At 57.3% G+C, this 24,600-nt stretch carries 27 protein-coding genes; 9 read left to right on the plus strand and 18 right to left on the minus strand.

The annotated features are described in order from the left end of the window. Both AB5750_RS01915 and AB5750_RS01920 read right to left on the minus strand, forming a co-directional pair. Positions 1-464: ABC-2 family transporter permease (locus AB5750_RS01915; RefSeq protein WP_497197805.1), on the minus strand; the 464-nt coding region annotated here is incomplete at its 3' end. Next, a complete protein-coding gene (locus AB5750_RS01920) occupies positions 461-1,189 on the minus strand; it encodes a lantibiotic protection ABC transporter ATP-binding protein (protein ID WP_368154892.1) in 729 nt (242 codons plus the stop codon). The genes AB5750_RS01920 and AB5750_RS01915, both read right to left, overlap by 4 nt. A gap of 387 nt (positions 1,190-1,576) precedes the next feature. Between AB5750_RS01920 and AB5750_RS01925 the strand changes: the two genes are divergently transcribed. The 6 genes from AB5750_RS01925 to AB5750_RS01950 all read left to right on the plus strand — a co-directional run bounded on the left by AB5750_RS01925 (position 1,577) and on the right by AB5750_RS01950 (position 6,426). Further along, a complete protein-coding gene (locus tag AB5750_RS01925; protein WP_161160296.1) occupies positions 1,577-2,281 on the plus strand; it encodes a CDP-alcohol phosphatidyltransferase family protein in 705 nt (234 codons plus the stop codon). 66 nt (positions 2,282-2,347) lie between these two features. Then, on the plus strand, positions 2,348-2,782 hold the full coding sequence (locus AB5750_RS01930) for an FHA domain-containing protein (RefSeq protein ID WP_006236002.1): 435 nt from the start codon (positions 2,348-2,350) through the stop codon (positions 2,780-2,782). Positions 2,783-2,785: 3 nt separating this feature from the next. Next, positions 2,786-3,664 (plus strand): transcriptional regulator FtsR, encoded by an 879-nt coding sequence (gene ftsR, locus AB5750_RS01935; protein ID WP_161115805.1) that lies wholly within the window; start codon positions 2,786-2,788, stop codon positions 3,662-3,664. A 40-nt stretch (positions 3,665-3,704) separates the two neighbouring features. Beyond that, positions 3,705-4,235, plus strand: a complete 531-nt coding sequence (locus tag AB5750_RS01940) for an adenine phosphoribosyltransferase (protein ID WP_368146021.1) — start codon at positions 3,705-3,707, stop codon at positions 4,233-4,235. A gap of 32 nt (positions 4,236-4,267) precedes the next feature. After that, positions 4,268-5,395 (plus strand): coiled-coil domain-containing protein, encoded by a 1,128-nt coding sequence (locus tag AB5750_RS01945; RefSeq protein WP_368146022.1) that lies wholly within the window; start codon positions 4,268-4,270, stop codon positions 5,393-5,395. A gap of 164 nt (positions 5,396-5,559) precedes the next feature. Then, entirely contained in the window at positions 5,560-6,426 is an 867-nt protein-coding gene (locus AB5750_RS01950) for a DegV family protein (RefSeq protein ID WP_271747694.1), read from the plus strand. A 74-nt stretch (positions 6,427-6,500) separates the two neighbouring features. Here the strand turns inward: AB5750_RS01950 and AB5750_RS01955 are convergent, their stop codons facing one another. Then, complete coding sequence (locus AB5750_RS01955) at positions 6,501-7,112, minus strand: DUF1836 domain-containing protein (protein WP_271747695.1); 612 nt, start codon at positions 7,110-7,112, stop codon at positions 6,501-6,503. Between the two features lie 153 nt (positions 7,113-7,265). After that, positions 7,266-8,204 (minus strand): NAD(P)/FAD-dependent oxidoreductase, encoded by a 939-nt coding sequence (locus tag AB5750_RS01960; protein ID WP_368146023.1) that lies wholly within the window; start codon positions 8,202-8,204, stop codon positions 7,266-7,268. Positions 8,205-8,321: 117 nt separating this feature from the next. Here AB5750_RS01960 and AB5750_RS01965 point away from each other — a divergent pair, with 117 nt between their 5' ends. Continuing rightward, positions 8,322-9,623: an MGDG synthase family glycosyltransferase gene (locus AB5750_RS01965; protein WP_368146024.1), complete on the plus strand. Its 1,302-nt coding sequence runs from the start codon at positions 8,322-8,324 to the stop codon at positions 9,621-9,623. Positions 9,624-10,119: 496 nt separating this feature from the next. Here AB5750_RS01965 and dut read toward each other — a convergent pair whose 3' ends face one another. Genes dut through AB5750_RS01980 form a run of 3 tightly spaced genes read right to left on the minus strand, consistent with a single transcriptional unit; the run spans position 10,120 to position 11,515 of the window. Further along, positions 10,120-10,563 (minus strand): dUTP diphosphatase, encoded by a 444-nt coding sequence (gene dut / locus AB5750_RS01970; RefSeq protein WP_368146025.1) that lies wholly within the window; start codon positions 10,561-10,563, stop codon positions 10,120-10,122. 4 nt (positions 10,564-10,567) lie between these two features. Beyond that, a complete protein-coding gene (gene nrdR, locus AB5750_RS01975; RefSeq protein WP_022093781.1) occupies positions 10,568-11,011 on the minus strand; it encodes a transcriptional regulator NrdR in 444 nt (147 codons plus the stop codon). Between the two features lie 51 nt (positions 11,012-11,062). Next, positions 11,063-11,515 carry a LysM peptidoglycan-binding domain-containing protein gene (locus tag AB5750_RS01980; protein ID WP_368154894.1) on the minus strand — a complete coding sequence of 151 codons (453 nt, stop codon included), beginning with the start codon at positions 11,513-11,515 and terminating at the stop codon, positions 11,063-11,065. A 160-nt stretch (positions 11,516-11,675) separates the two neighbouring features. On the opposite strand from AB5750_RS01980, the gene lexA reads away from it, so the two are divergent. Beyond that, positions 11,676-12,320 carry a transcriptional repressor LexA gene (gene lexA, locus AB5750_RS01985; protein ID WP_271759157.1) on the plus strand — a complete coding sequence of 215 codons (645 nt, stop codon included), beginning with the start codon at positions 11,676-11,678 and terminating at the stop codon, positions 12,318-12,320. Further along, positions 12,320-13,024 (plus strand): heparan-alpha-glucosaminide N-acetyltransferase, encoded by a 705-nt coding sequence (locus tag AB5750_RS01990; protein WP_368146026.1) that lies wholly within the window; start codon positions 12,320-12,322, stop codon positions 13,022-13,024. Before lexA ends, AB5750_RS01990 begins: the two co-directional genes overlap by 1 nt. Here the strand turns inward: AB5750_RS01990 and hflX are convergent. The 11 genes from hflX to rimO form a co-directional block, all read right to left on the minus strand. Continuing rightward, a complete protein-coding gene (hflX, locus tag AB5750_RS01995; RefSeq protein WP_195233663.1) occupies positions 13,009-14,298 on the minus strand; it encodes a GTPase HflX in 1,290 nt (429 codons plus the stop codon). The two genes, AB5750_RS01990 and hflX, sit on opposite strands and share 16 nt — an antisense overlap. After that, positions 14,298-15,236: a tRNA (adenosine(37)-N6)-dimethylallyltransferase MiaA gene (gene miaA / locus AB5750_RS02000; RefSeq protein WP_271747699.1), complete on the minus strand. Its 939-nt coding sequence runs from the start codon at positions 15,234-15,236 to the stop codon at positions 14,298-14,300. The genes hflX and miaA overlap by 1 nt, the downstream gene beginning before the upstream one ends. After that, entirely contained in the window at positions 15,236-16,606 is a 1,371-nt protein-coding gene (gene miaB, locus AB5750_RS02005) for a tRNA (N6-isopentenyl adenosine(37)-C2)-methylthiotransferase MiaB (protein ID WP_368146027.1), read from the minus strand. Before miaB ends, miaA begins: the two co-directional genes overlap by 1 nt. Before the next feature lie 49 nt (positions 16,607-16,655). Next, on the minus strand, positions 16,656-16,973 hold the full coding sequence (locus AB5750_RS02010) for a stage V sporulation protein S (RefSeq protein ID WP_006235982.1): 318 nt from the start codon (positions 16,971-16,973) through the stop codon (positions 16,656-16,658). Positions 16,974-17,047: 74 nt separating this feature from the next. Continuing rightward, on the minus strand, positions 17,048-18,133 hold the full coding sequence (locus AB5750_RS02015; protein WP_006235981.1) for an ATP-binding protein: 1,086 nt from the start codon (positions 18,131-18,133) through the stop codon (positions 17,048-17,050). 1 nt (position 18,134) lies between these two features. After that, the gene (gene rny / locus AB5750_RS02020) at positions 18,135-19,685 is read right to left on the minus strand and encodes a ribonuclease Y (RefSeq protein ID WP_115596193.1); all 1,551 of its coding nucleotides are present in this window, start codon (positions 19,683-19,685) and stop codon (positions 18,135-18,137) included. Positions 19,686-19,942: 257 nt separating this feature from the next. Beyond that, on the minus strand, positions 19,943-20,635 hold the full coding sequence (locus AB5750_RS02025; RefSeq protein WP_368146028.1) for a regulatory protein RecX: 693 nt from the start codon (positions 20,633-20,635) through the stop codon (positions 19,943-19,945). 11 nt (positions 20,636-20,646) lie between these two features. Then, a complete protein-coding gene (gene recA / locus AB5750_RS02030) occupies positions 20,647-21,795 on the minus strand; it encodes a recombinase RecA (RefSeq protein WP_368146029.1) in 1,149 nt (382 codons plus the stop codon). A gap of 257 nt (positions 21,796-22,052) precedes the next feature. Continuing rightward, positions 22,053-22,583: a CinA family protein gene (locus AB5750_RS02035; protein ID WP_316365539.1), complete on the minus strand. Its 531-nt coding sequence runs from the start codon at positions 22,581-22,583 to the stop codon at positions 22,053-22,055. Positions 22,584-22,595: 12 nt separating this feature from the next. Then, a complete protein-coding gene (gene pgsA / locus AB5750_RS02040; protein ID WP_006235973.1) occupies positions 22,596-23,144 on the minus strand; it encodes a CDP-diacylglycerol--glycerol-3-phosphate 3-phosphatidyltransferase in 549 nt (182 codons plus the stop codon). A gap of 99 nt (positions 23,145-23,243) precedes the next feature. Next, complete coding sequence (gene rimO / locus AB5750_RS02045; protein ID WP_368146030.1) at positions 23,244-24,593, minus strand: 30S ribosomal protein S12 methylthiotransferase RimO; 1,350 nt, start codon at positions 24,591-24,593, stop codon at positions 23,244-23,246. Positions 24,594-24,600: the final 7 nt, after the last annotated feature.

The raw sequence follows: 24,600 nt of genomic DNA on the forward strand, positions 1-24,600 counted from the left end.
AAGAGCCCTGCGGGGATCATCCACGCCGCGGTCACCGTGTTGACGAGCGCGCAGAGGAGCATCGTGAGCGTGCCCGCGGCCGTGAGGCCCTGCGAGGAGAACGCCGATCCCGCGAGGTAGATGCCGAAGACCACGAGGTTCGAGAGCGTGCAGAGCGCGAGGCACCAGAGCGCCTTGGCCCACCAGGCGCGCCCGAGCGGGAAGCCCAGGCCCAGAAGCCCCCGCATCCGCGTGCGAGCGTCCGCCCGCGCGACGCACGCCACCACGAGCGAGAGAGACACGGGCAGGAAGAGCGCGTACCAGTAGTTCCACGCGCTGAAGATCTGCACGCCCCGGTAGGGCATCGCGCCGAGCAGCGGCATCGGCAGCGCCATGAGCACGGCCAGGCGAACCGGTGCCGCGTGGCGCGACTTCAGGGCCTCGGCGCGCAGGCCCGCGAGCAGGCCGCCTTTCTCGGCCGTCATGCCGCCACCTCCCCGCGTGCTCGTCGCCCTTCCCGGCAGAAGCTCATGAAGAGTTCCTCGAGGTCCTGCCCGGGCCGAAGCGCATCCTCGTAGGCGAGGCGCCCCCCGCAGATGATGCCGATGGTGTCCGCCATCTGCTGCACCTCGGAGAGGATGTGGCTCGAGACGATCACCGTCGTGCCCGCCGCCGCGAAGCCGCGGATCTGGTCGCGCAGCTCCTCGATGCCGATGGGGTCGAGGCCGTTGGTGGGCTCGTCGAGCACGAGCAGGCGTGGCCGGGCGATCAGCGCCAGCGCGAGCCCCAGGCGCTGCCGCATGCCCATCGAGAAGCGCCCGGCGCGCTTCTTCCCGGTGTCCGCGAGGTCCACGGCGGCGAGCACCTCATCTACGCGGCTCTCGGGAAGGCCCAGCAGCGTGGTGCGCACGCGCAGGTTCTCGCGCGCGGTGAGGTTGGGGTAGAGCGGCGCCTCCTCGATGAGGCTGCCGATTGCGTAGAGGTCCTCGCGGCGCCAGGCGTGCCCGGCAAAGAGGATCTCCCCGGCCGTCGGCCGCAGCATCCCGCAGATCATCTTGAGCGTTGTCGACTTGCCGGCGCCGTTGGGGCCGAGCAGCCCGTACACCTCGCCCTCGCGGATATGAAGGCTCACGTCGGCCACGGCCTCCTGCGCCTGGTCGCCGCGGCCGAAGCGCTTGGTGAGCCCGCGCGTCTCGAGCATGTAACCCATGGGTTTATCCTTTCTCTTCCGGGCGCGCGGGCCGATTCACCGTGCCCGCGCGTCTTACCTTTCGGCTTCACCATCCATGGTGGGGCGCGTTTCTAACGAAGCCGTAACGGCCGATGGGCTCTTTTGGTGCCAGCCAATCTCGACCCGCACGCATTTGCTAAAGCAACAACTTTCCCGATCGATGTAATCACCGAATCAAAACGTGTAAACCAGCCACCAAAGAAGCCGAAAAATGTCGCTTTTGGAGGCTGATGTACACAAATGCAGAATCCAGCGCAGCCCAGAGGCGCCCTCCACATGTCTGGACTCTCTATGGCTGCGCTGGATAGACATCGCCGGAACGGGTATAGTATCGAAAGTTTTGTCGTTAACCAGCGGGGGAGTCCTGTGGGCATCAAAAAGAAGATCAAAAAGGAGCTTATCGGCACTTCCGATTACCCGTCGAATAAGATCTTTACGATCTCCAATTTCATCACCTTTACGCGCCTGATCCTCACCCTGGTATTTCTGTACCTGTTTGTGACGGATAACAATCGCGTCATCGCCATCGCAATCTACGCCGTTGCCGCCTCCACCGACTGGATGGACGGTCAGATCGCCCGCATGACTAAGACGGTCTCGTGGCTCGGCAAGGTCATGGATCCCATTTGCGACCGTGCACTGCTGTTTACCGGCGTGTTGGGCCTGGTAGTCCGCGGCGAGCTTCCCATCTGGGTCTGCGTGCTCATTATTGGCCGCGACATCTATCTGGGCATCGGCACACTTATCGTTCGCCATTACCACCCTCGTCCCATTGACGTCGTCTTCCCCGGAAAGATTGCGACAGCGCTGCTCATGACCGGCTTCTCGCTCATGCTGCTCGGGTTCCCCGTTATTGACGGCCTGCATCTTTTACCTTCAACCCTCACGGCCTTCCCGGGCCTCAACGGAAGCTCGGTGCCCCTCGGCATCTTCTTTGTGTACGGCGGCGTGATCTTCTCCATGCTCACGGCTGTCATCTACTCCATTAAGGGCGGAGCGGCCATTAAACAGGCTCTCGCGCATCCCGAGGACGAGGACATCGACTTTCTGAACCCTGAAATCGAAGACTGATTCGTTGGGGTATGATTACGTACGGTTCATTATTTGCGGCACGTCCGCGATAAGTTAGGGGTTGTCATGGACAACATGGTTAACAATATGCCTCAGAATGATAAGACTGCTGACGCTACCTGCGTATTCCGCGTGCCTTCAAGCGACGTCACCGTTCCCGACCTCATGGCCAACGTGCGCATCACCGCCCCCGTTCTGTCCATCGTCAAGGGTCCGCAGACGGGTGCCGCTTTTGAGCTCGAGGACGACGTGACCACCATCGGCCGCGATCCCGCGAACGGCATCTTCCTCAACGACATGACTGTTTCGCGCAGCCACGCGCGCATTATTCGCGAGGGCCTCGGCGCTCGCATCGAGGACTTGGGATCGCTCAATGGCACCTGGGTCGACGGTGCCATCGTCAATGCAGCCCCGCTGCACGACGGTTCTTCCGTTCAGATCGGTACGTTTACGCTCATCTACCACGAGAGCACGCCGGAGCGCATCGAAACCGGTGAGTAGGGCATGGCCGAACGCAACTATCTGAGTATCGGCCAAGTCGTCAACCTACTTCGAGGCGCATACCCCGATCTTTCGAACTCAAAAATAAGATTTCTAGAGGATGAGGGGCTCATTACCCCTCATCGTACGCCTAAGGGATACCGTCAGTACTCCAAGGAGGACGTTGATCGCCTGGAGGTCATTCTGCACTTGCAGAAGACTCGCTACATGCCGCTCAACGTGATTAAGCAGCGCTTGGAAAACGCCACGGACCTGTCAACGCTCGCCTACGAGGTGGGCTTGCTGTCCGATGTTCCACTCAAGACGGAGCCCAAGGAGACTAAGCAAAAGCTGCATCCCATCGAGACCATTCCCGATATGCTGGGCGTCGAGATTTCGTTTATCCGCTCGCTCGCCGAGAACGACCTCATTCGCATCATCAAGAGTCCGCAGAATCGTGAGCTCGTCGATGGTCGCGATTTTCCGATCATCCGTTACTGCTCCGAGCTGTCACGCTTCCATATCGAGCCGCGCAACCTGCGTCAGTACGTGTCTTCCGCCAACCGCGAGTCCTCGATGTTTGAGCAGGTGCTCGTGAGCATGCTCGGCATGGACACCTCCGATGACGAGCGCGACGCCAAGCTCGAGCGTGCGTTTAAGAAGCTTCACGACCTGACGGAGGGCGTGCACACCGCGCTGCTCAAGAACCGCGTTTTTGAGTCGCTCAACGCCGTGGTCGAAGACGCCGACATCGATGCACTCGATGAGGAAATCACTCGCTCCGAGTCCACCAAGGCCAAAAACGAAGAGACAGTCGCGCCGGCTTCACACGAGGATTCTCTCGTAAAGCCGCTCAAGGTCGTCGCCCCTTCGCAATCCGGCACCGTCACCGCGGGCAAGTAACAGCTGCCGCTTATCCGGCAACCCATTGAAAGGTCATGCAATGTACGACTTCGAATCTCAAATCGTCGACATCCCCGACTATCCCGAGCCCGGAGTCATCTTTAAAGACATCACGCCGCTCTTCGGCAATCCCGAGGCGCTCAAAGCCATGACCGATGCCCTCGCCGAGCACTTTGCCGGCATGGGAATCACCAAGGTCGTAGGTCCCGAGGCTCGCGGCTTTATGGTGGGCGTTCCCGTGGCCGTCGCTCTGGGCGCCGGCTTTGTTCCCGCACGTAAACCGGGCAAGCTGCCGCGCGAGACCGTAAGCCAGAGCTACGAGCTCGAGTACGGCACCGATTCAATTGAGATCCATGCCGACGCTATCAGCTCTAAAGATACCGTGTTGATTCTGGACGACTTGGTCGCGACGGGCGGAACCGTCGAGGCAACAGGTAAACTGGTGCGAGATATGGGCGCAAAGCTTGTGGGCTACGGGTGTATCCTTGAGCTTGCGTTTCTCAACCCGCGCGAGAAGCTCACGTCGACTGACGACGATGTTGAGCTCTTTAGCCTGGTGACGGTGGGCTAGCCGTTACCCTTAGTTACTGGAAAGGAAGCTACATGCGCACAGCAAACACGCACAAAAACATGGCACGCTGCGCTGCTACGGCAACCCTCGCTTGTGTTTTAGGCTTGGGCCTCGCGGCTCCTGCCTACGCCGATACCGCATCCGACCTTGCCGCTGCTCGTACGAAGCTCGAGCAGATCGGTACCCAAACCCAGCAGATTTACGATGAGCTCGCCACGCAGACGCAGGCGCTCGATCAGACTGCTGGCGAGATCACGCAAAAGCAGCAGGAGATTGCTGACGGTCAGGCCAAGCTCTCGACCTATGTCGCCGGCGAGTACAAGACCGGCGGTCTGAGCCTGCTTCAGGTTCTAACGGGCGTTGACGACCTGAGCGATATGCTCAACCGTCTGTTCTACTACGGCAAAGTCTCCGATAAGCAAGCTCAGACCATTCAAGAGGTCAAGGAGCTTAAGCAGCAGCTCACCGATAAGCAGTCCGAGCAGGAAAAGAACGTCGCAGCCACGCAAAAGAAGGTCGACGAGCTTAACGCCCAGCAGGCTGAAGCCCAGAACGCCGTAAACTCCCTGGATTCGCAGCTGCAAGCCGAGCTTGCCGCAGAGGCCGAGGCCAACGCCGCGCTGCAGGCCGGCATCAACGCCAGTACCGCCGAGAAGGCCACGGTGAGCAACGAGACTGCCGGTACGACCGAGAACACCAACAACGGTGGCCAGACCAGCAATAATAACAACCAGGGCGGCAACACTCCGGCTCCTACGCCGGCACCTGCTCCGACGCCGCAGCCCTCTACGCCTGCCCCGGCTCCGACGCCTTCTGCTCCGAGCCAGTCAGTCGATGGCGGTTCTGTTGTCTCGCGTGCATACAGCAAGCTTGGTTGCGCTTATTCCTGGGGCGGAATTGGCCCGAACAGCTTCGACTGCTCTGGTTTTGTTAGTTATTGCCTCACTGGTCGCTATTGCCGCCTGGGCACCACGGGTACCTTTATGGGCTGGACGCGTGTGTCCGATCCGCAGCCCGGTGACGTTGTGGTCAACTCGTACCACACCGGCATTTACATCGGTGGTGGTCAGATGATTCATGCTTCCGACTACAACACGGGTGTTATCATCAGCTCCGTTGCCGCCGGCATGAACAATAACTATATCTTCGTGCGTTACTAAGTCATCTTACACGGCGTGTGAATGTGGACCTCGTGGCTTTGAGTCATGGGGTCCATTCTTTTGCCTTTCGTGCAGGCCGCTATCTAGTTTTGAATACTAGATAGCGGCCCAATCGGTCAGCAAGAAGGCTATAATTGTATGGGAGCAATTAGAAAGGACCCTCTATGAGCTGGGCACTTATCTCAGATTCAAGCTGCAACCTCCGCGATTGGCAACCGACCGCACCCCATACCACCTTTGCATTTGCGCCCCTCAAAATTCGAGTGGGGGAGCGTGAATTCGTCGATGACCTTTCGCTCGATGTTCATGAGCTCAACTGCGCTGTTCAGGCGGAGACGAACGCTTCTTCAAGCGCTTGTCCCAGCGTAGGGGAGTGGGCCGAGCTCTTCAAATTGGCAGACAAGACCATCTGCATGCCAATCTCTGAGGGCGTGTCGGGCAGCTACAACGCGGCAGCCACGGCTCGCGATATGGTTCTTGCCGAGGAACCGGACCGACAGATTCATCTAGTCAATTCACGCGCAGCTGGCGGTAAAATGGACCTCATTTTCCTGCTGTTCGACCGCTATCTTGCAAGCAATCCGAATGTCTCATTCGAGGATGCTTGCGCATACTTCGATAGCCTTGAACAGAACAGCAAAATCCTCTTCAGTTTGTGCAATTACGAAAACCTCGCCAAAGCCGGACGTATCCCTAAGGCAGCCGGCGTCATTGCCAACAAGCTCAATATCCGCATTTTGGGCACGGCGAGTGAGGCAGGTAAAATCGAACTCGTCGGGCACACGCGTGGCGAAAAGAAGATGCTCAACAAGATCATCGACACCATGGAAGCCGAGGGTTTTACGGGCGGCGAGGTCGTTATCGATCACGTTGAGAACGAAGCTGGAGCCCAGGCGCTTGCTGACCGCATAGTCGAGCATTGGCCCGGTTCCAAGACCATCATCATGCCCTGCAACGGCCTGGATTCCTATTACGCCGAAATGCATGGGCTCATTATCGGCTACGGCATGGGCGTAGCTTCAGGCAAATAAAGTCCAACCAAGCAAAAAAAACGGGCGGGACAAAGCGACAGATGGCTCTTTGTCCCGCCCGTTTTATACGTCGGCTAGCTATTAAACCCGTTGAACTTGAGATAGCTCATCAAGTAAGCCTTCGAAACAAAGGATGAAACCGCGCTGCGCACAAGCAGCGACTCACGCGTTACCTGATGCGCCGTATCGGGAACCGGCGTCTGCTCGACGGAAAACGCCGAACGAATCGATGCCTCGAGCTGATCGACCACATAATCAAAGGCCGTAGGGGCATCGTAGCTCAAACGCTGAATGTTAAAGAGTGCCTGCACAGCAGCAATAGGTAGCACCTGCTTAAAGATGCAGATAGCAATCAGGCGGGCAATCTGCTCGCGGCCATATTGCTTTTTGACCGGAGCAGGCACCAGGCCGACCTTCACGTAGTTATTGATCATCGATGGCGTAATGACGGGCTGCTCAACGCAAATGGACAGTGGCTCCATCCACAGTGCAACATACTCAATGACCTGGTCGCGGTAGAGCGTCACATTGGGCAACTGATTATAGCGCGGCAGACTCAACGTATTGAGTTTGCGAACGATATCGGACTCAATAAATGCATCGGGCAGCACAGTGGGCTGAATATCCTCAGGCTTAATGCTGACCGACGAATCAGACATCGGAATAACGTGTTTAACGTGGTTCATAAAGGTCCTCCGTTCATTTCTATATTGTATTCTAGATTATCTAGTTTTGCATACCACATAGCCGACAAGTAAAAGTGGTTGGACAGCACATTGATGCACCGTCCAACCACTTTGTTTAAAGATAGCAACCTTACATAAGATATATTATCGTACTTATCCGCGGAGAAACGCGTATGCGCTAGTTGCTGCTATGGCTCCGTCAGAAACGGCGGTCACAACCTGGCGTAAGCGCTTGGAACGGATATCGCCAGCGGCAAATAGACCTAGCGTGCGGGTCGCCATGGAATCATCAGTAACAATACCGCCGTCCGGCGCCAAATCAACTAGATGCTCGACAAGTTCGGTATGGGGTTGCGTTCCGGTAAAGACAAAGATGCCAAACGAGCCGGGCTCAAATGACTCGGTATGAGTCTCACCGGATGCATTGTCCTTAAAGGTGATCGTCGTTGGCATGGCTTCGCCCGAGAGCTCCACAATACTAGTTTGGTACCTAACTGTAATATTGTCCTTTTCGAGCACCTTCTGAACAACACCATCAGGCGCACGAAACTGATCGCGACGCAGCACGATGGTCACGCTGCTGGCGATTTCTGACAAGAACAGAGCTTCCTCGCAGGCGGCATTGCCGCCGCCGATGACAAAGACCTGCTTGCCGCGAAAGAACATGCCGTCGCACGTCGCGCAATACGAAACGCCGCGACCGCGATACGTATCCTCGCCAACAAAACCAGCAGATCGCGGCGTGGCACCCATGCAAGCGATAACGCTCGAGGCCAACGTATCGCCCAAATCGTGATGCACCGTAAACAGCGCTGTATCGGCATCGTAATCGATACCCGTAACCATGCTCCATGTAACCTGTGCTCCCAGGCCCTCTGCATGCTGCTGAAAACGCTCGCCAAGTTCGGCGCCACTCAAGAGCGGAATGCCCGGATAGTTCTCGACCTCATTGGTTGTGGCGATCTGTCCTCCCGACATGCCCTGTTCAATCACGGTCGTCGTTAGGTTGGAGCGCGCAGCGTAAATGGCGGCAGCATAGCCCGCGGGGCCGCCACCGATAATAGCAACATCGATCGGCTGATGGGTAGTCATGAAGAGACCTCCTGTCGAAAGATTGGCGTTCTTTGCGCTCATACCCAAATTTACGTGAACATGACACTCATGCACTACAATGATAAATCGCGTAACAAATCTGAAGGGGAGTTATCGATGGATCAAACGCAGACGAGCAATAGCGCTCCCCTGCCCATGCAAGCCACTCCCCAACCGGAGCAAATGACCGTTTCACCTGCACAAAAACCCCTAGTAACCATTGTGCACGCATCGGTTGGATCGGGCCACAAAGCCGCCGCCAACGCGATTGCACAAGCATTGGACCTTATCCGCGGCACCAAGGGAATCCCTGAGGATGTTGAGATCGAAGTCCTGGATATCCTCGATTTTGGACGCATTAGGTTCGATGGTAATAAAACAGCAGCTTCGTTTACCGGCGCCACGCGTCCCATATATGACCTAACCTGGCGATACACGTTTACGGGACATCTGCTCTGGGGCGGAGGCACGGCATGGTCACGTATTATGTTCCCTGCCTTCAACGAATATGTCCGCACCCGCAGGCCCATAGCCGTGGTCGCGACACACATCACGGCGGCCAACGTCGCTGTGGGTGCCCGCGTCATCACGGGTATCGATTATCCGGTCATCTGCGTACCAACAGACTATGAAGTCGAAGGCTTTTGGCCCCACAAGGACACCGACCTGTTCTGCGTAGCCAACGAATTTATGGCCGAGACACTTCGCCCCCGTAAAGTTCCCGAGACCAAAATCCGCATTACAGGCATCCCCATTCGCGCCGGGTTTGATACGGACTACAATCGCGAGGAAGAACTCGAGAAGTTCAATCTCCCCGCTGACAAGACCGTTGTGTTGGTGATGGCCGGTGCCAGTTTGCCTCAACCGTACGTTCGCTTTCGCGCGGAGATGGACCGCACACTCCCCTTCCTGCGCAGCTTCGAGGACATGCACTTTGTCTTTTTGCCGGGCAAGGATGAGGAATACGCCACCCGCCTCAAGACGCTCTTCGACGCCATGAAGCTCGAAAACGTCACGGTTCTGGACTACGTGGACGACATGGCGGCCCTCATGCACGGCTGCGACCTCGCAATCCTCAAATCGGGCGGACTCACCGTCACCGAGTGCCTGTGCGCGCATCTACCGATGATCCTACTGGGCAAATCATACGGTCAGGAAAAGGCCAACACAACGATGCTCACCGGTATGGGCGCCAGCATGCATGTCACCACCGCACGAGAACTCATCGTAACCCTACGTCACTTGCATGACCATCCCGAATCACTCAAAGCCTTACTCATCAACGGCGAAGTGCTACGCCGCCCCCACGCAGCCGAAGACATCGCCATCGCAACCATGGAGCTAGTAGGCAAACCCCAAAAGCGCAAACGAGCCTTCTGCCGCTTCTACTGGGGCGGAAAACCTGCTCATATCAGGTAGACGAAAGTCCGCTGCTCAGCGGGAGCCGCCCATATATCATTCCATGCTCAAACATTCTCGCTGCGCTGCGAAACTGCGCGTGGAACGATATATGGGCGGCTCCCGCTGAGCAGCTACGTTTACTTACTAGCAGCTACTTCGGTATCCCCTCCATTAGAACCTGCAAAGGTAAAACAGGAAAATATAAATACAGTAAGCCGATGCGACAAAAGGGGGTATCCCTTTGCCGCATACTAACTAGAACCTAAAACACATTCCCGGTTAGGATTTACAAGGATGTAGTCCAGCTAATAGAGAGTCAGAACAACAAACAAGTCGTAATTATATTGATGAGGCCCACCGCGCAAGTCGAAATACATATTCAAGTATGTGGCCTCTCACCCGGGGCCCACACATATCGTCCCGCGCGCAGTTTCGCAGCGTAGCGAGAATGTTTGAGCACGGGATGATATGTGTGGGCCCCGGGTGAGAGGCCAACTCTACATCTTGAAAATGATTAAGCGACGCCGCTGGAGCCGAAGCCTCCGTTGCCTCGGTCGGTTTTGTCTAGTTCTTCTACTTCTATGAGGTTGACCGTAGGGACTTCTTGGATGACGAGCTGGGCTATGCGGTCGCCTTTGTTGATTTGAATGTTATTGGAGGGATCCAGGTTGATGAGGATAACCTTGAGTTCTCCTCGGTAGTGGGCGTCGATGAGGCCCGGCGTATTGACTATAGACAGGCCCTGCTTAATGGCCAAGCCGCTGCGGGGCTGGACGAAGCCGGCGTAACCGTCGGGCAGGCCGATGGCCAGCCCAGTAGAGACCAGACGGCGTTCGAAGGGCTTCAGGACGCAGTCCTCGTTGGAGCGCAGATCCAAGCCGGCATCGGTGGGATGGGCGTATTTGGGAAGCTCGACGGTGGGGTCGAGACGCTTTATGTTGACGGTAATGCTGGACATGGAATCACCTTAGCTTGTCGAGCTCTTGCAGAAACTCATCGACGTCTTTGAAATCGCGGTAGACCGAGGCAAAACGGATGTAAGCCACCTTGTCGATCTTGGCCAAGCGCTTGAGCACCATGTCACCCAACTCATGGGACGTGACGGCCGTCAGCGTGCGAGAGCGCAGCTCGACCTCGATGTCGTCGATAATCTCATTGAGCTTCTTAGTGTCGATATCACGCTTGATGGTGGCGCGCATCAAGCCGACGAGCAGCTTATTGCGATCGAACCGCTGCTTAGTTCCGTCCGACTTAATGACCTCAATTGGGTCTTCGCATCGCTCGAACGTTGTAAAGCGGTAGTTACACGAGCAACATTCGCGACGGCGCTTAATGGTGTTATTTGACTCCTGCATACGGGAATCAACGACGCGGGTATGTGCCTTACCGCATTTGGGACAGCGCATGGTACCTCCTCTTAAACGATAACAAGGGTACCATGCGCAGCGCGATAATGATTACGAACGGGCAGGAACCTTAAGATGCGCACCGGCGGCGAGCGAACCATGTTCCAGATGATTGACGTTACGGATCATGTCGGAAGTCTCTTGCGTGGAAAGGCCTTCGATAGGATATTCCTCGGCAAGCGACCAAAGAGAATCACCAGGCTGAACGCGAATAGTCTCGTAGGTAACGTTGGAAACGGACTCGGCATACGCGGCGTGACGAGCGCTAAAGACCGACGTAGCGAGGACAACGAAGAGCGTAAGCGCAACGGCAACGGCGACAATCGTCGGAACCTTCAGGGCAACGCGGGCCGGCGCAACTACAGCCTGCTGATTGCGAGCAGGCTTTACGGTCAAAGGCTGAAAGCCGGAGCGGCCACCCTGAACAACCGTAAAAGTGGGTTCTGCAGGCGTCTCGAGTTTAAGGGCAAGGTTTCCCTGGACCATATTCGTTGCGTTCATCATGTTCTCCTCTCGCGTGTTTTGCTGAGAACAGTTTTATCAAGCCGCGCGGACAAAAATGTCTAGCGCGAGAACGAATGTTCGGTTAGTATTATCTTCGAACAGTTGTTCCTGTCAAGCAAAATTCGAACATTTGTTTGACATGGGTAGAGAGGATGCCCTGATGGCTCGCAAAATTACCAAGCGTCAGCAGCAAATTTACGACTTCATCAAGGAATATCAGCAGGAGAAAGGTTATCCGCCCAGCGTGCGCGAGATGGCTTCTGCCGTGGGCCTTTCCTCCCCCAGCACCGTGCACGCCCATCTATCTGCCCTGGAGGCGCGCGGGCTACTCAAGCGCGATGCCACCAAACCGCGCGCCCTGGAACTCTTTAACGAGGACGGTTCCTCTGTCTCAATTTCTAAATCTGACGAACCCACCGCACCTCGCGGAACGGTCTCGCTACCGCTCGTTGGTCGCGTCGCGGCTGGGATTCCCATTCTGGCCGAGCAGAATATAGAAGACACTTTTACTATCCCGACCGAAATCGCCACTGATCAGGGTTCCTTTATCCTTGAGGTGCATGGGAGCTCAATGATCAATGTCGGCATCTTCAATGGCGATTACATCATCGTCCGTGAACAAAAGAGTGCCATGAACGGCGAAATTGTCGTGGCCATGATTGATGGTTCAGCGACCGTCAAGACATTCTACAAGGAGCAGGGACGCGTACGCCTGCAGCCAGAGAATGACACCATGGAGCCTATCTATGCAACGAATCCCGCTATCTTGGGCAAAGTCGTCGGCTTGATGCGCCGGTTCTCGTAATGCAAAAACGCATCACCATCTTTGATACCGTCCGCGGGTTTACGATGATTTCAATGGCAGGTTTTCACGCTTGCTACGATCTCGCCTACCTGTACGGTTGGGATATGCCCTGGTTTACCCAGACTGTCTTTCAAGACATCTGGCGCGCCAGCATCAGCTGGGTATTTCTGTTTATCGCGGGTTGGATGTGCACCCTTTCGCGCAACAATATCAAACGTGCCGCCAAATACGCCTTAGCAGCACTCGTCGTCTGGTTGGTAACAACGCTTGTCTCAGTAGACGATTCGGTTAATTTTGGCATCATCTACTGCATGGCCGCATGTACCGGCATCGTGGCGTTGACCGATCCCGTCCTTAAGAGGATATCGACGAGATGGGGCATGTCCCTATGCCTTGTGTTGTTCGCCCTCACCTGGAGCATCCCCAAAACAATCTACCCTGTCCCCTACCTGGCGTGGCTGGGATTTCCGAGCCCTGGGTTTGTTTCAGGTGATTACTACCCCATCATCCCGTTTATCTTTATGTATCTTGCAGGATACTTCGCCGCACATATAGCGCAGGGAATCGATAAGACCGTCCCTAGCTGGACCTACGCCAACCCCCTACCGGCGCTCGCCAGCCTTGGACGTCACGCACTCCCCTTTTATCTGCTGCATCAGCCCATCATACTGGGCATTTTGGAGCTCGCCTACTCGGTGCGATAACGCTCGAGCCGCGGCGCAATACGAGCCGGCAGCTTCGCCACAATACGAACGCCATCCTCGAGATATTCCTCGTGCAAAAGGGTTCCCTGCTCATGCACCAGCGTGATGAGGGCGCCCTCGCGATACGGGATATCAGCAGAGAGCAACACATCGGTGGCAGCCGCCTCGCGAGCAATGCGATCGACGAGATCGTCGAGCCCCTCGCCCGTTTGGGCCGAGAACAGAACGGCCTCGGGATAGCGACGACGGAAGCTCAGTCGATCAACGCTATCGAGAAGATCGATTTTATTGAATACGGTCAGCGTTAAACGCTCTCCAGCGCCGATCTCATCAAGCACGCGGTCGACAGCCTCCAGCTGTCGCTCATAGTCCTCGTCAGACGCATCTACGACTTTGAGAATTAGATCGGCACCCAACACCTCGGACAGCGTCGATTTAAAGGCATCGACCAAACCATGCGGCAGCTTTTGAATAAAGCCGACGGTATCGGTGATCGTCATGCCGCGACCGCCGGGCAGGTGATACGAACGCGTCGTCGGGTCGAGCGTAGCAAACAGCTTGTCCTGCGAAAGTACCGTAGAGCCGGTCAGGCGATTGAGCAACGTCGATTTACCGGCATTGGTATAACCGGCTAACGCGACGCGAAACGCCGGTGACTCAATGCGACTCTTGGACTGGACATCGCGACGCTGTTCAACCTGCTTAAGCTCACGACGAAGCGCGGCAATCTTATTGCGAATCAAGCGACGGTCAACCTCGAGCTGGCTTTCACCCTGGCCAAAGCGCGAACCGATGCCGCCGCGCGTCTGCTCCTTGGCAAGATGGCTCCACATGCCACGCAGACGAGGCAACAGATATTGAAGCTGTGCCAGCTGTACCTGTAGGCGTCCCTCACGCGTCTGAGCATGCAGGCCAAAGATATCCAAGATCAGTGCCGTACGATCGATAATCTTTACCGGCTCGCCCACGGCTTTCTCCAAATAGGATTGCTGCGAGGGCGTCAGGTCGTCGTCAAAAATAACGACATCGGCATCCATGCGATGCACCAGGCCGCACAGCTCTTCAACCTTACCGGAACCGATAAACGATTTAGGATACGGCTTTACCAAACGCTGAGACAAGCGCGCCACGCACCGGGCACCAGCCGTATGGGCAAGGCGCTCCAGCTCGTCAAGCGATCGATCGAGCGGCCATGCATTGTCGCGCCATTCAACACCAACCAAAATGGCACGCTCGGGCTCGGGTGCCGTGGAAACAAGAGGAAAACGAGCCATTAGACAGCCTCAATACGATGCAGGATGTCCTCAACGACCTCATCGATCGTAAACTCGTCCATATCGAACCACACGATACGGTCATCGCGTTTAAACCACGAAAGCTGACGCTTGGCATAGCGACGCGAACGCATCTTGATGAGTTCGCGAGCCTCATCCATAGAAATCACGCCGTTAAAGGCATCGATAATCTCTTTATAGCCAATCGCCTGCATCGAAGTCAGGGCATCTGCCAGCCCCTGGTCCATAAGACCGCGAACCTCATCGACAAGGCCCTGCTCAAACATCAGGTCGACGCGCAGGTTAATGCGCTCGTAGAGCATCTCGCGATTACGCGTCAGACCAAACCACAGAGCGTGATAATGCTCGCGCGGAACACTAAACTGCGACTTTTGCTGCGCGTAGGACACTCCATCATCGTGCATTTCGAGAGCGCGAATCACGCGGCGAACATTATGGGGGTGGATGACCGCAGCGGACTCGGGGTCGCGCTCGGCAAGCAGGGCATGCAGTCCCTCCTCGCCAATACGCTCGGCAAGCTCCTGATAGCCCGCACGGCGATCGTCCTCAAGTTCACCCGAGGGAAAGTCCATCTCATCGAGGGCGGCCTTGAGATACAGCCCCGTACCCCCGCAAAACACCGGCAGGCGGCCCTCGCCAAGCAAGCGCTCAACATGCGCGCGAGCGTCAGCCTGATAAAGCGCAGCAGAATATGCCACACCCGGCTCTACAATGTCGACAAGACGCAGCGGCGCCGTACACTCATCGGGCGCCATCTTTGCGGTACCGATGTCCATGCCGCGATAGATTTGCATCGCATCGCACGACAGCACTTCGGACGAAAGACGAGCTGCCAAACGGTCGGCAACATCACTCTTACCAACCGCCGTCGGACCGACGATCGCAACGGCGGAAAGACCTGCCCTGGGAGAAACCATTAGCGCGGCTCGCCCACAACGGAGCCGGACAAATACCAGGTCTTGGCAATGTCAACGTCAACATCAACGATCTTGCCAACAAGCTGATCGATGCTGTAACCCTCGGGGATAGGCGCATGCACGGTCTGATTCTTGGGACTCTTGCCCAGCAGGACCGCGTCGTTCTTTTTACTCGTTCCCTCAATGAGCGCCGGCACCACAGTATGAAGCTCACCCTGGTTATACTCGTGAGCCGTAGTCTCGATAACCTTAACCAGGCGGTTGAAACGCTCGAGAATAACCTCATGCGGCGTGGGATCGTCAATCTCTGCGGCCGGAGTACCGGCGCGCTTGGAATAGATGAAGGTATAGGCCTGAGCATAGCGGACCGTCTCGGCAAGTGAGAGCGTCTGCTCAAAGTCTTCTTCAGTCTCGCCCGGGAATCCAACGATAATATCGGTCGAGAGCGCGATATCGGGCATACGGTTGCGAATGCGATCGACCAGGCCCAGATAGTCCTCGCGTGTATAACGGCGATTCATCTCTTTGAGGATCCGCGTCGAACCTGACTGGACGGCCAGGTGCAGCTGCGGCATGACGGCAGGCGTCTCGGCCATGGCGTCGATGGTCTCGGGCAGCAGATCCTTAGGATGAGAAGAGGTAAAGAAGATGCGCTCCACACCCGTATCGCCCGCGGCACGCAGCAGATCGGCAAAACGCGGCTTGCCAAACAGATCGCGGCCATATGAGTTAACGTTTTGGCCCAGCAGCGTAATCTCACGCACGCCCTGGCGCACCAAACCGGTCACCTCGTCGACAATTTCCTCGAAGGGGCGGCTCTTTTCGCGACCGCGCACGTACGGCACGATGCAATAGGTGCAGAAATTATTGCAGCCCGTCATGATGGGCACCCAGGCGTGATACTGGGTCTCGCGATGCCACGGCATGCTCATGGCATCCGTATCCTCATGCTCATTGGTGCGGATATGACGCCTGCCGTCAAGGAACGCCTCGGCAATGAGCTCGGCCACATGTGCGATAGAATGAGTGCCAAAGATGACATTGACGTTATCGACGTTGGTGAGCAGGCCCTCGCCATCACGCTGCGCAATGCAGCCGCCCACGGCAACCACACGCTTGCCCGAAGGCGAAGGCGGCAGGCTTTTGCATGAATTGCACTGACCGTACAGGCGAGTATCGGCGGCTTCGCGCACGCAGCATGTCATGAAGACAACAATATCGGCATGCGAGGGATCGAGCGCCATGAGACAGCCATACGAATCAAGCAAACCGCTCACGCGCTCGGAGTCGTGCTGATTCATCTGGCAGCCAAAGGTGCGGATAAAGTAGGTTTTACCGGCAAGAATATCGCGTACGGAACGCTGGTCCATGTGCATAAGTCCTAACGATGGAAGGGAGGCGAATCGAGGCAAGCAGAAGCTATGCCACAGGCTTAACATCATCCATGACGACGTTATCCATAGCAGCTCGATTGATCTGGTGAACGTAGATAGAAAGGCGGATGGCCGTGCGCGACTCCCCGTTAATGAGGATGTCGGAGAACACAGGCGCGCAGGAAATATCAAAACCGGTTGGAATCAAAAAACCGCGCGCGATAGCCACGGCCTTAATGGCCTGGTTGACAGCACCGGCACCGACACACTGGATGTTGACGGGTACACCATCCTTGACCATGCCGGCGATGGCGCCGGCAACGGACGCGGGCGATGATTTGCTTGATACCTTCAGGCAATCCATGAAGAAACTCCTGCGTTTAAAAGTACGTTTTAACTGCAATAACTTTATCGTACCGAGTGGACTCGGTAAAGGCACTATTCCTCTTTGGCAAGATCGAAGGTCACGGTGATTCGATCACGCGAAACACGGATCTTCGGGTCGCCGCAAAGATTGAGATAGTACCGGGCGGCAAGGTCATTAAAGTCGCGCTCCACAGCACGCGAAAACTGTGCCATGTCATCCTTGGCAATACGCAGCCCACGACGATCCTTCGCGAGATCGACAGGAGCCGGCGCATGCGAGGATGAGTCACGCTCGCGCAGCAGACGCGCAGTCACACCGCGAACGGGCTTAATCTGCCCTGCCAAAATGCGATGGGCCGTGCGCTCGGACATTTCAAGACCCAAACCCGAACAAATACGAATAAAGTCCTCGGCATCAGAGGCAAGGCCTAAACGATCGACAACCGGAAGCTCGCTCTCATCATCAATAAACAGGAGACGAGACGTATCGAGCCGACTAGATGCCTGAGCGTAGAGGGTCGCGGCAATCTCAGACGGAGAACCAAGATAGACATCGCAACCACGCAATTCCTCGAGCGCAAACTCACAGGCAGCGCGAATAATATTATGCGGACCGCGAGCGCAGACATAACGCCCGTCCTCATCCTTGACGGCCTGGGGCCAGCTGGACTGATCGGCACGCTCACTAAGGCGGTCGGCTGCAACGCTCACCTTAAAGGCTGAACCAAGATCGACACCGGACGTGACCACACGGGCCTCGTCGGTGTTCTGCTTGATCGAAAACAATGCCATGCCACGACCGTGAACGCCCCAACGGTCCATCTTCATGCTCTCAAGCTTAGAGGTAACGCGAGCATCGAAGATTCGCTCTTGCATGTCCTGCGGAACACCCGAGCCGTTATCCAGAAAGACAAGCGTGCGGACGCCATCTTCCTTGGTCGTGGCGAGATAGACCTTGTCGGCGCCAGCATCGCGAGCATTACGGAGCATTTCGATGACGATATCCTCGACATGCTGAATGTCGTGCTTTGCCTGGCGCCGCTCGGCCTCCGAAACGCGGAGGCGGACATACCCCTCGCCAAGGTTCTCCTCGACGCGAAGGTTGCCCTCCCCCGACATCGACGCGATAAATGAGATGAGCTCGTTCGCGTCGCTCATGTTATTTAGCGATATCGACAGCGCGGCTCTCGCGAATCACGACGACGCGCACCTGACCGGGATACTCCATCTCTTCCTCGATCTGATGGGCGATATCGTGAGCCAGAACCGTGGACTGGGCATCGGAGATCTTGTCCGGCTGAACCATGACGTGGACCTCGCGACCAGCCTGCATGGCATAGGTACGCTCGACGCCATCATGAGAGTTGGCGATCTCCTCGAGCTTCTCGAGACGCTTAATGTAGTTCTCGGCAGACTCGCGACGGGCACCGGGGCGAGAGGCAGAGACTGCATCGGCGGCCTGTACCAGGACATCGAGCACCGTGTTGGGGTCGACGTCGGCATGGTGAGCCTCGATAGCGTGGACGATAACGGGCTTCTCGCCATAACGGCGGGCAAGCTCGGCGCCGATGACGGCATGCGGGCCCTCGACGTCATGGTCGATTGCCTTGCCCAGGTCGTGCAGCAGGCCGGCGCGCTTAGCGGTCACAACGTCCAGGCCAAGCTCGGAAGCCATCACGCCGCACAGGTCAGAGACTTCGAGGGAGTGCTGAAGCACGTTCTGACCAAACGAGGTACGGTAGCGCAGGGCACCAAGGGTCTTGACAATCTCGGGATGCAGGTCGTGGATGCCGGTATCGAAGGCAGCCTGCTCGCCAGCCTCGCGCACGCGCTGCTGAACCAGGTCGGCAGCCTTGTGATACATCTCCTCGATGCGGGCGGGGTGAATGCGGCCGTCGGCGATGAGGTTCTCGAGGGCAACACGGGCGGTCTCACGACGGACCGGGTCGAAGCTCGAAAGAACGACAGTCTCGGGCGTGTCGTCGATCACGAGGTTGACGCCGGAAACCTGCTCGAAGGTCCGGATGTTGCGACCCTCGCGACCGATGATACGGCCCTTGAGGTCATCAGAGGGAATGTGCACGGAGGTAACGGTGACCTCGGCTGTGTGGTCGGCAGCGCAGCGCTGAATCGCCAGGGACAGAATCTCCTGGGCGGTCTTGTGGCACTCGGCGCGAACCTGCTGCTCGGACTCGCGAATGATCGTGGCAGCCTCGTGGGTGACCTCGCCGCGAACCTTATCGAGGAGCTCCTTGTGGGCGTCCTCGCGGGTCAGGTCGGCGATACGCTCGAGCTCAGAGGTCTGCTTGGCGCAGAGCTCCTCGAGCTCGCGGGAGCGCTTCTCGACCTGACCGGCCTGGCTGGACAGCTGGTGCTCACGCTTGTCGAGAGCGTCGTTTCGGCGATCAAGGGACTCCTCGCGCTGCATCACACGGTTCTCGAGCGTACGAATCTCGCTCTTACGCTGCTTATCCTCGGCCTCGGCGGCCTGCTTGTTCTTGATGATCTCCTCTTTAGCCTCGAGCAGAGCCTCTTTTTTGAGGGTCTCGGCCTGACGCTTAGCATCACCGATCAGGGACTCAGCCTGTGCGTGTGCCGACTGGATCTTTTCGTCGGCCTCGTGAAGACTACCCTGCTTGGCGGTGCGCATGTAGGCAATGGCGGCGATGGCACCCAAAACGATGCCAACGAGCGCTGCGATGATAGGCATGCTCACTCCTTTTTATGGATTCGTTACACAACAAAGCGAACCGTCCTTACGAACGGCTCGTGACATTTGAGTAATATGGGCGCAGCTTATGCGGGTCGGATACAGATAAACATATAAACAAACTCATCACAGATGAGCACATATCACAAAGCAAATGACGGTGTTTATCGTACGTTGAACCACAACAACTGTCAAATAAATGGCCCCGGCACGGCGGCTAAAACGCGGTGAACGGCAGGGTCACAAAACGCACACGCCTAAACCGCACATTCCTCGCGTTCGGCATCGAGACGTGCCTTAACGGCATCGGCGGCGATGTGATACGAGAAGCCCTTGCCCATCAAAAACCGAACCAGTTTTTCGAATCCGCGCGTCTCTGGAACACGCCGCTTGGCGAGCAGGGCTGACGCACGCGCCAAATCGTCTTCGACGGCAAAATAATCCTCGGGATAACCGGGAATGTCATCGAGCACGACATGACGGCGCTTAAGTTCGGTCTCGATTTTGCGCTGTCCCCAACCGCGCCGCTTGCGCTCCTCGATAAAGTACGAGCAAAAGCGGTTGTCGTCTAAAAAGTGATACTCGGTGGCGCGCTCGACGGCGAAATCGATCGCGGGCTGGTGAAAGCCGTAGCGAGCCAGCTTGTCACGGACCTCACCCGTCGCATGGTCGCGGCGCGATAGCATCTCGGTCACCATGGTAAGTGTACATTTACGCTCGATGAGCTGCACCGCCTCACGAAAGTTGTCCCAATCACAGGGAAGATCGGGGCGGTTTTTGACATACAGCCGCGCGACCCGCACGGGAATCCAAATGGACCGCTCAAAACCGCCCTCAAGCTCACAATCGATATGTGCGCAAGGCTTTTTGGACGCATACCCGCTCGAGAACGAGGAGGCCGCCTTCTTATCGGGAAAGACGACCGTGGCCTCGGTCACCGTATACGACATGAGCGTAACCGCTACTCGTCGTCATCATCGAGCATGGCGGAACCATCGATGGCGTAAAGCTCGTCAAACTCCTCAGGCGCAGGCTGATCGGTCAGCTCGACCTCGGACGGAGCATCGTCATCAAACTCAAGTCCACAGGCAAGGCGGACCTTATGCTCAATCTCGTCGGCACAATCGGGGTGTTCGCGCAGGAACGCCTTGGCGGCCTCGCGACCGTTGCCGAGCTTGTCCTCGCCATAGGCAAACCAGGAGCCAATCTTCTTGCAGATACCGCACTCGACAGCCATGTCCAGAATCGAGCCCTCCTTAGAGATGCCCGTACCGTACATGATGTCGAACTCAGCAGATCGGAACGGAGCTGCCACCTTGTTCTTAACGACCTTGGCGCGCACGCGGTTACCGATAACCTCGTCCTTAAGCTTAATGCTGTCGATGCGGCGAATATCGATACGTACCGAAGAGAAGAACTTAAGGGCGCGGCCGCCCGTCGTGGTCTCGGGGTTGCCGAACATGACACCGATCTTCTCACGCAGCTGGTTAATGAAGATGCACGTCGTGTTGGACTTGGACAGCGAGCCGGCGAGCTTGCGGAGCGCCTGGCTCATCAGGCGAGCCTGAAGACCGACCGTAGTGTCGCCGATTTCTCCCTCGATCTCGGCACGCGGGGTCAGCGCGGCGACGGAGTCGACGACGATGGCATCGATGGCGCCGGAACGCACGAGCATGTCAACAATCTCGAGCGCCTGCTCGCCCGTATCGGGCTGGGAAATGAGCACCTCGTCGATATCCACACCGATGCGCGCGGCATACGTGGGATCAAGCGCGTGCTCGGCATCGATAAATGCCACAACGCCACCCATTGCCTGGGCCTCGGCCAGGATCTCGAGCGAAAGCGTCGTCTTACCGGAGGACTCAGGACCGTAAATCTCGACGATACGGCCGCGCGGCACGCCGCCGATACCCAGCGCGGCATCGAGGGCCAGGGCGCCCGTGGGAATGGCCTCGACCTCGAGCTCGGGACCACCGTCGCCGTACCTCATGATGGAACCCTGGCCGAATTTCTTCTCGATCTCGGCCTTGGTGGTGGCGATCATCTCATCGCGCTCTTTACCCGTAGTGCGAGCATGAACGGTACGTACGGGACCTGAATTCTTGGCCATGAATAGCCCTCCTCTTAACAACCTGCATCGATAATAAACGAACGGCTGTTCGTGGTCAACCGTTCAGGCCAATCATATGCAGGCAGTCTTTCCAAAACCCAACCAAACGCCGACCAAACACTGACCAAATGCTTGACCACACAGGGCCAAATAAGAACAAAGAAGGCAAGAATACATCTATAACCAGCACAAACGCTAAATTTGTCAGAAGTCCCTATCTCCACAATTAAGGGGCCCGGAGGCCCCTTAAAACACGTCTATTCCATAGAGTTGAGCACAAGGGCAATGCGCCCCAATGCCTCCGCGACCGCATGGGCACGAACACACGAACGGTCGCCCTCATAGTGGCAGCGCACAGAGTCCACAACCGGGACTTCCCCATAAGCCGCGCGATACGCCCAGCCAATATAGAAAGTGCCCGCCGGATCGCCTTCAGTGCCACCGCCGGGGCCGGCATAACCCGTTGCGCTCACTGCAATATCGCTCTGGTACAGCTCCAGCGAACCCACCGCCATCTCGCGCGCGGTCTGATGCGACACCGCGGTATAGCGGTCGAGCGTCTCCTGCTCAACACCAAGAACGCGATGCTTAATCTCATCGCAGTAAGTCACCGCACCGCCACGCAACACCGCCGAGGCGCCCGGGATATCCGCAATCGTCGAGGCGATCATACCCGCCGTCAGCGACTCAGCCGTCGAAACCGTCACGCCCCGAGCGCTCGCGCGCTCGACAATATCGCGCGCCAGCTCCTCATTGTGTGCGGAAATCTGCTCAAAAGAGACCGTCATACCCACCAGGACCTAGACCGAAAAGACGATCTTGCGGCAGTTCCAGAAGTACTGGGCGCCCGAGATAACGGTCAAGACAACGGCAACGGCATACAGGAAGCGCGACACCGAGTAGATGCCGAGCGTCAGCGCCACCGGGCCAAGGTGCAAGCCGGCCATAGCAAAAACGCACAGGTAACCGCAGATGGAGACCATCGTGGTTGCCGTCTTGTACTTGCCGAGCTTATCGGCCGCAACAACCACACCGGCCGCACTCGCGACCATGCGTAGGGCGCTCACCAGCAGCTCACGGAAAAGGATGATGAACACGGACCACACGGTCACCGCGCCAAAGTCCAAGAACAGCAGCAGGGCCGAGAACACGAGCAGCTTATCGGCGATGGGGTCCAAGAATTTACCGAAGTCGGTGATCTCGTTGCGCGAGCGCGCCAGATAACCGTCGACCTTATCGGTGCACGACAGGATCACATACAGAATGAAGGCAGCGGCGGCGAGCGGGCCGTCGAAGGTACTCCAATCCGTACCGGCAACACTCGTGTGAGACAGGGCCGAGACGATCATGAACACCGGGATAAAGACGATGCGAACGCACGTCACGATGTTGGCGGGCGTCCAGACACTCGTCAGTTCCTTATTGCTCTCGTTAGCCACGACGCTCTCCTACTCCACAACATGACCGATAAGCTCATAGCAGAAGCTATCGGTAAACTCGACGGTCAGAATATCGCCCACGGACGCCTCGCTGGCGTCCAAGTGCACCGCACCATCGGAATCGGGCGCCTGGAACCAGGCATGACCGATCAACTCGGCGCCGTCCTCTGACTCCTCGATACCGTCGACGATAACCTGGGCGCGCCCCCCCACATGAGCAGCGGTGGCGGCAAAACCGAGCGACTCGGCCAGGTCCATGGCCTCCTGGGCGCGCTCGAGCTTGATCTCCTCGTCGACCTGACCTTCCATCTTGGCGGCCAGGCTGCCCTCCTCCTGTGAGTAGGCAAAGACGCTCGTGTAATCGAAGCCCACGGTGTCCATAAAGTCGATGAGGTCGCGGAACTCGTCCTCGGTCTCGGTCGGGAAACCGACCATGGCCGTGGAGCGGATCACGATACCGGGGATGCGCTCGCGCAGGTCACGGAACAGATCCTCGAGTTCCTGGCGAGAGCCGGAGCGGCGCATGGCCTTGAGGATGCGCGCGTCGCAGTGCTGCACGGGGATATCGATATAGGGCAGTACCTCGGGCGTATCGCGAATGGTCTCGATAAGCTCGTCGGTCATGCCCTCGGGCTGCAGGTAGAGCACACGGACCCAAACGTTATTCGGACGCACCGCCTCGGCAACAGCCTGCAGCAGCTGCGCCAGGTTGCGAGGCGAACCCTCGGTGAGGTCCTCGTCGCCAAAGTCGGTACCCCAGATGCCCGTGTCCTGACCAATCAGCACGATCTCGCGCACGCCGCCGGCGACCAGATCGCGCACCTCGGAGATAATGCTCTCGGCATTGCGCGAATGATAACGGCCGCGGATGTAGGGAATCATGCAGAAGCTGCAGAAGCGGTTGCAGCCATCGGAAATCTTGACGTAGGCAACGGCGCCCTCGACGGTACGCTTGACCTGCGGAATATAGGCAGCAATCTCGCGCTCGACGCCCAACACGCCATCGATGACGGACACAATGCCGTCTTCCTCGTCGGTCTTCACAAAGGCCGCGACCTCGGGCAACTCATCGGGAAGATCTTCACCGTAACGCGAAGGCACGCAGCCGCACATAACGATGGGGCAGGAACGGACGCCGTCCTGCACCTCGTTAGCAAGCTCGAGCGTGGTCTCGATGCTCTCGGACGTTGCGGAGGCAAGGAACGAACACGTATTGACGATGGCGATATCGGCATCCTGCGGGTCGAATGCCTCCTCGTAGCCCGCGGCGGTCAGCAGCGAACGCATACGGTCGGTATCAACCTCGTTCTTGGCGCACCCGAGGGTGATGTAGAGCACGGAGCCCAACGGTGTATCCATGTTGGAG

Source organism: Collinsella aerofaciens, from assembly GCF_040926185.1.
GTDB lineage: Bacteria > Actinomycetota > Coriobacteriia > Coriobacteriales > Coriobacteriaceae > Collinsella > Collinsella aerofaciens_BC.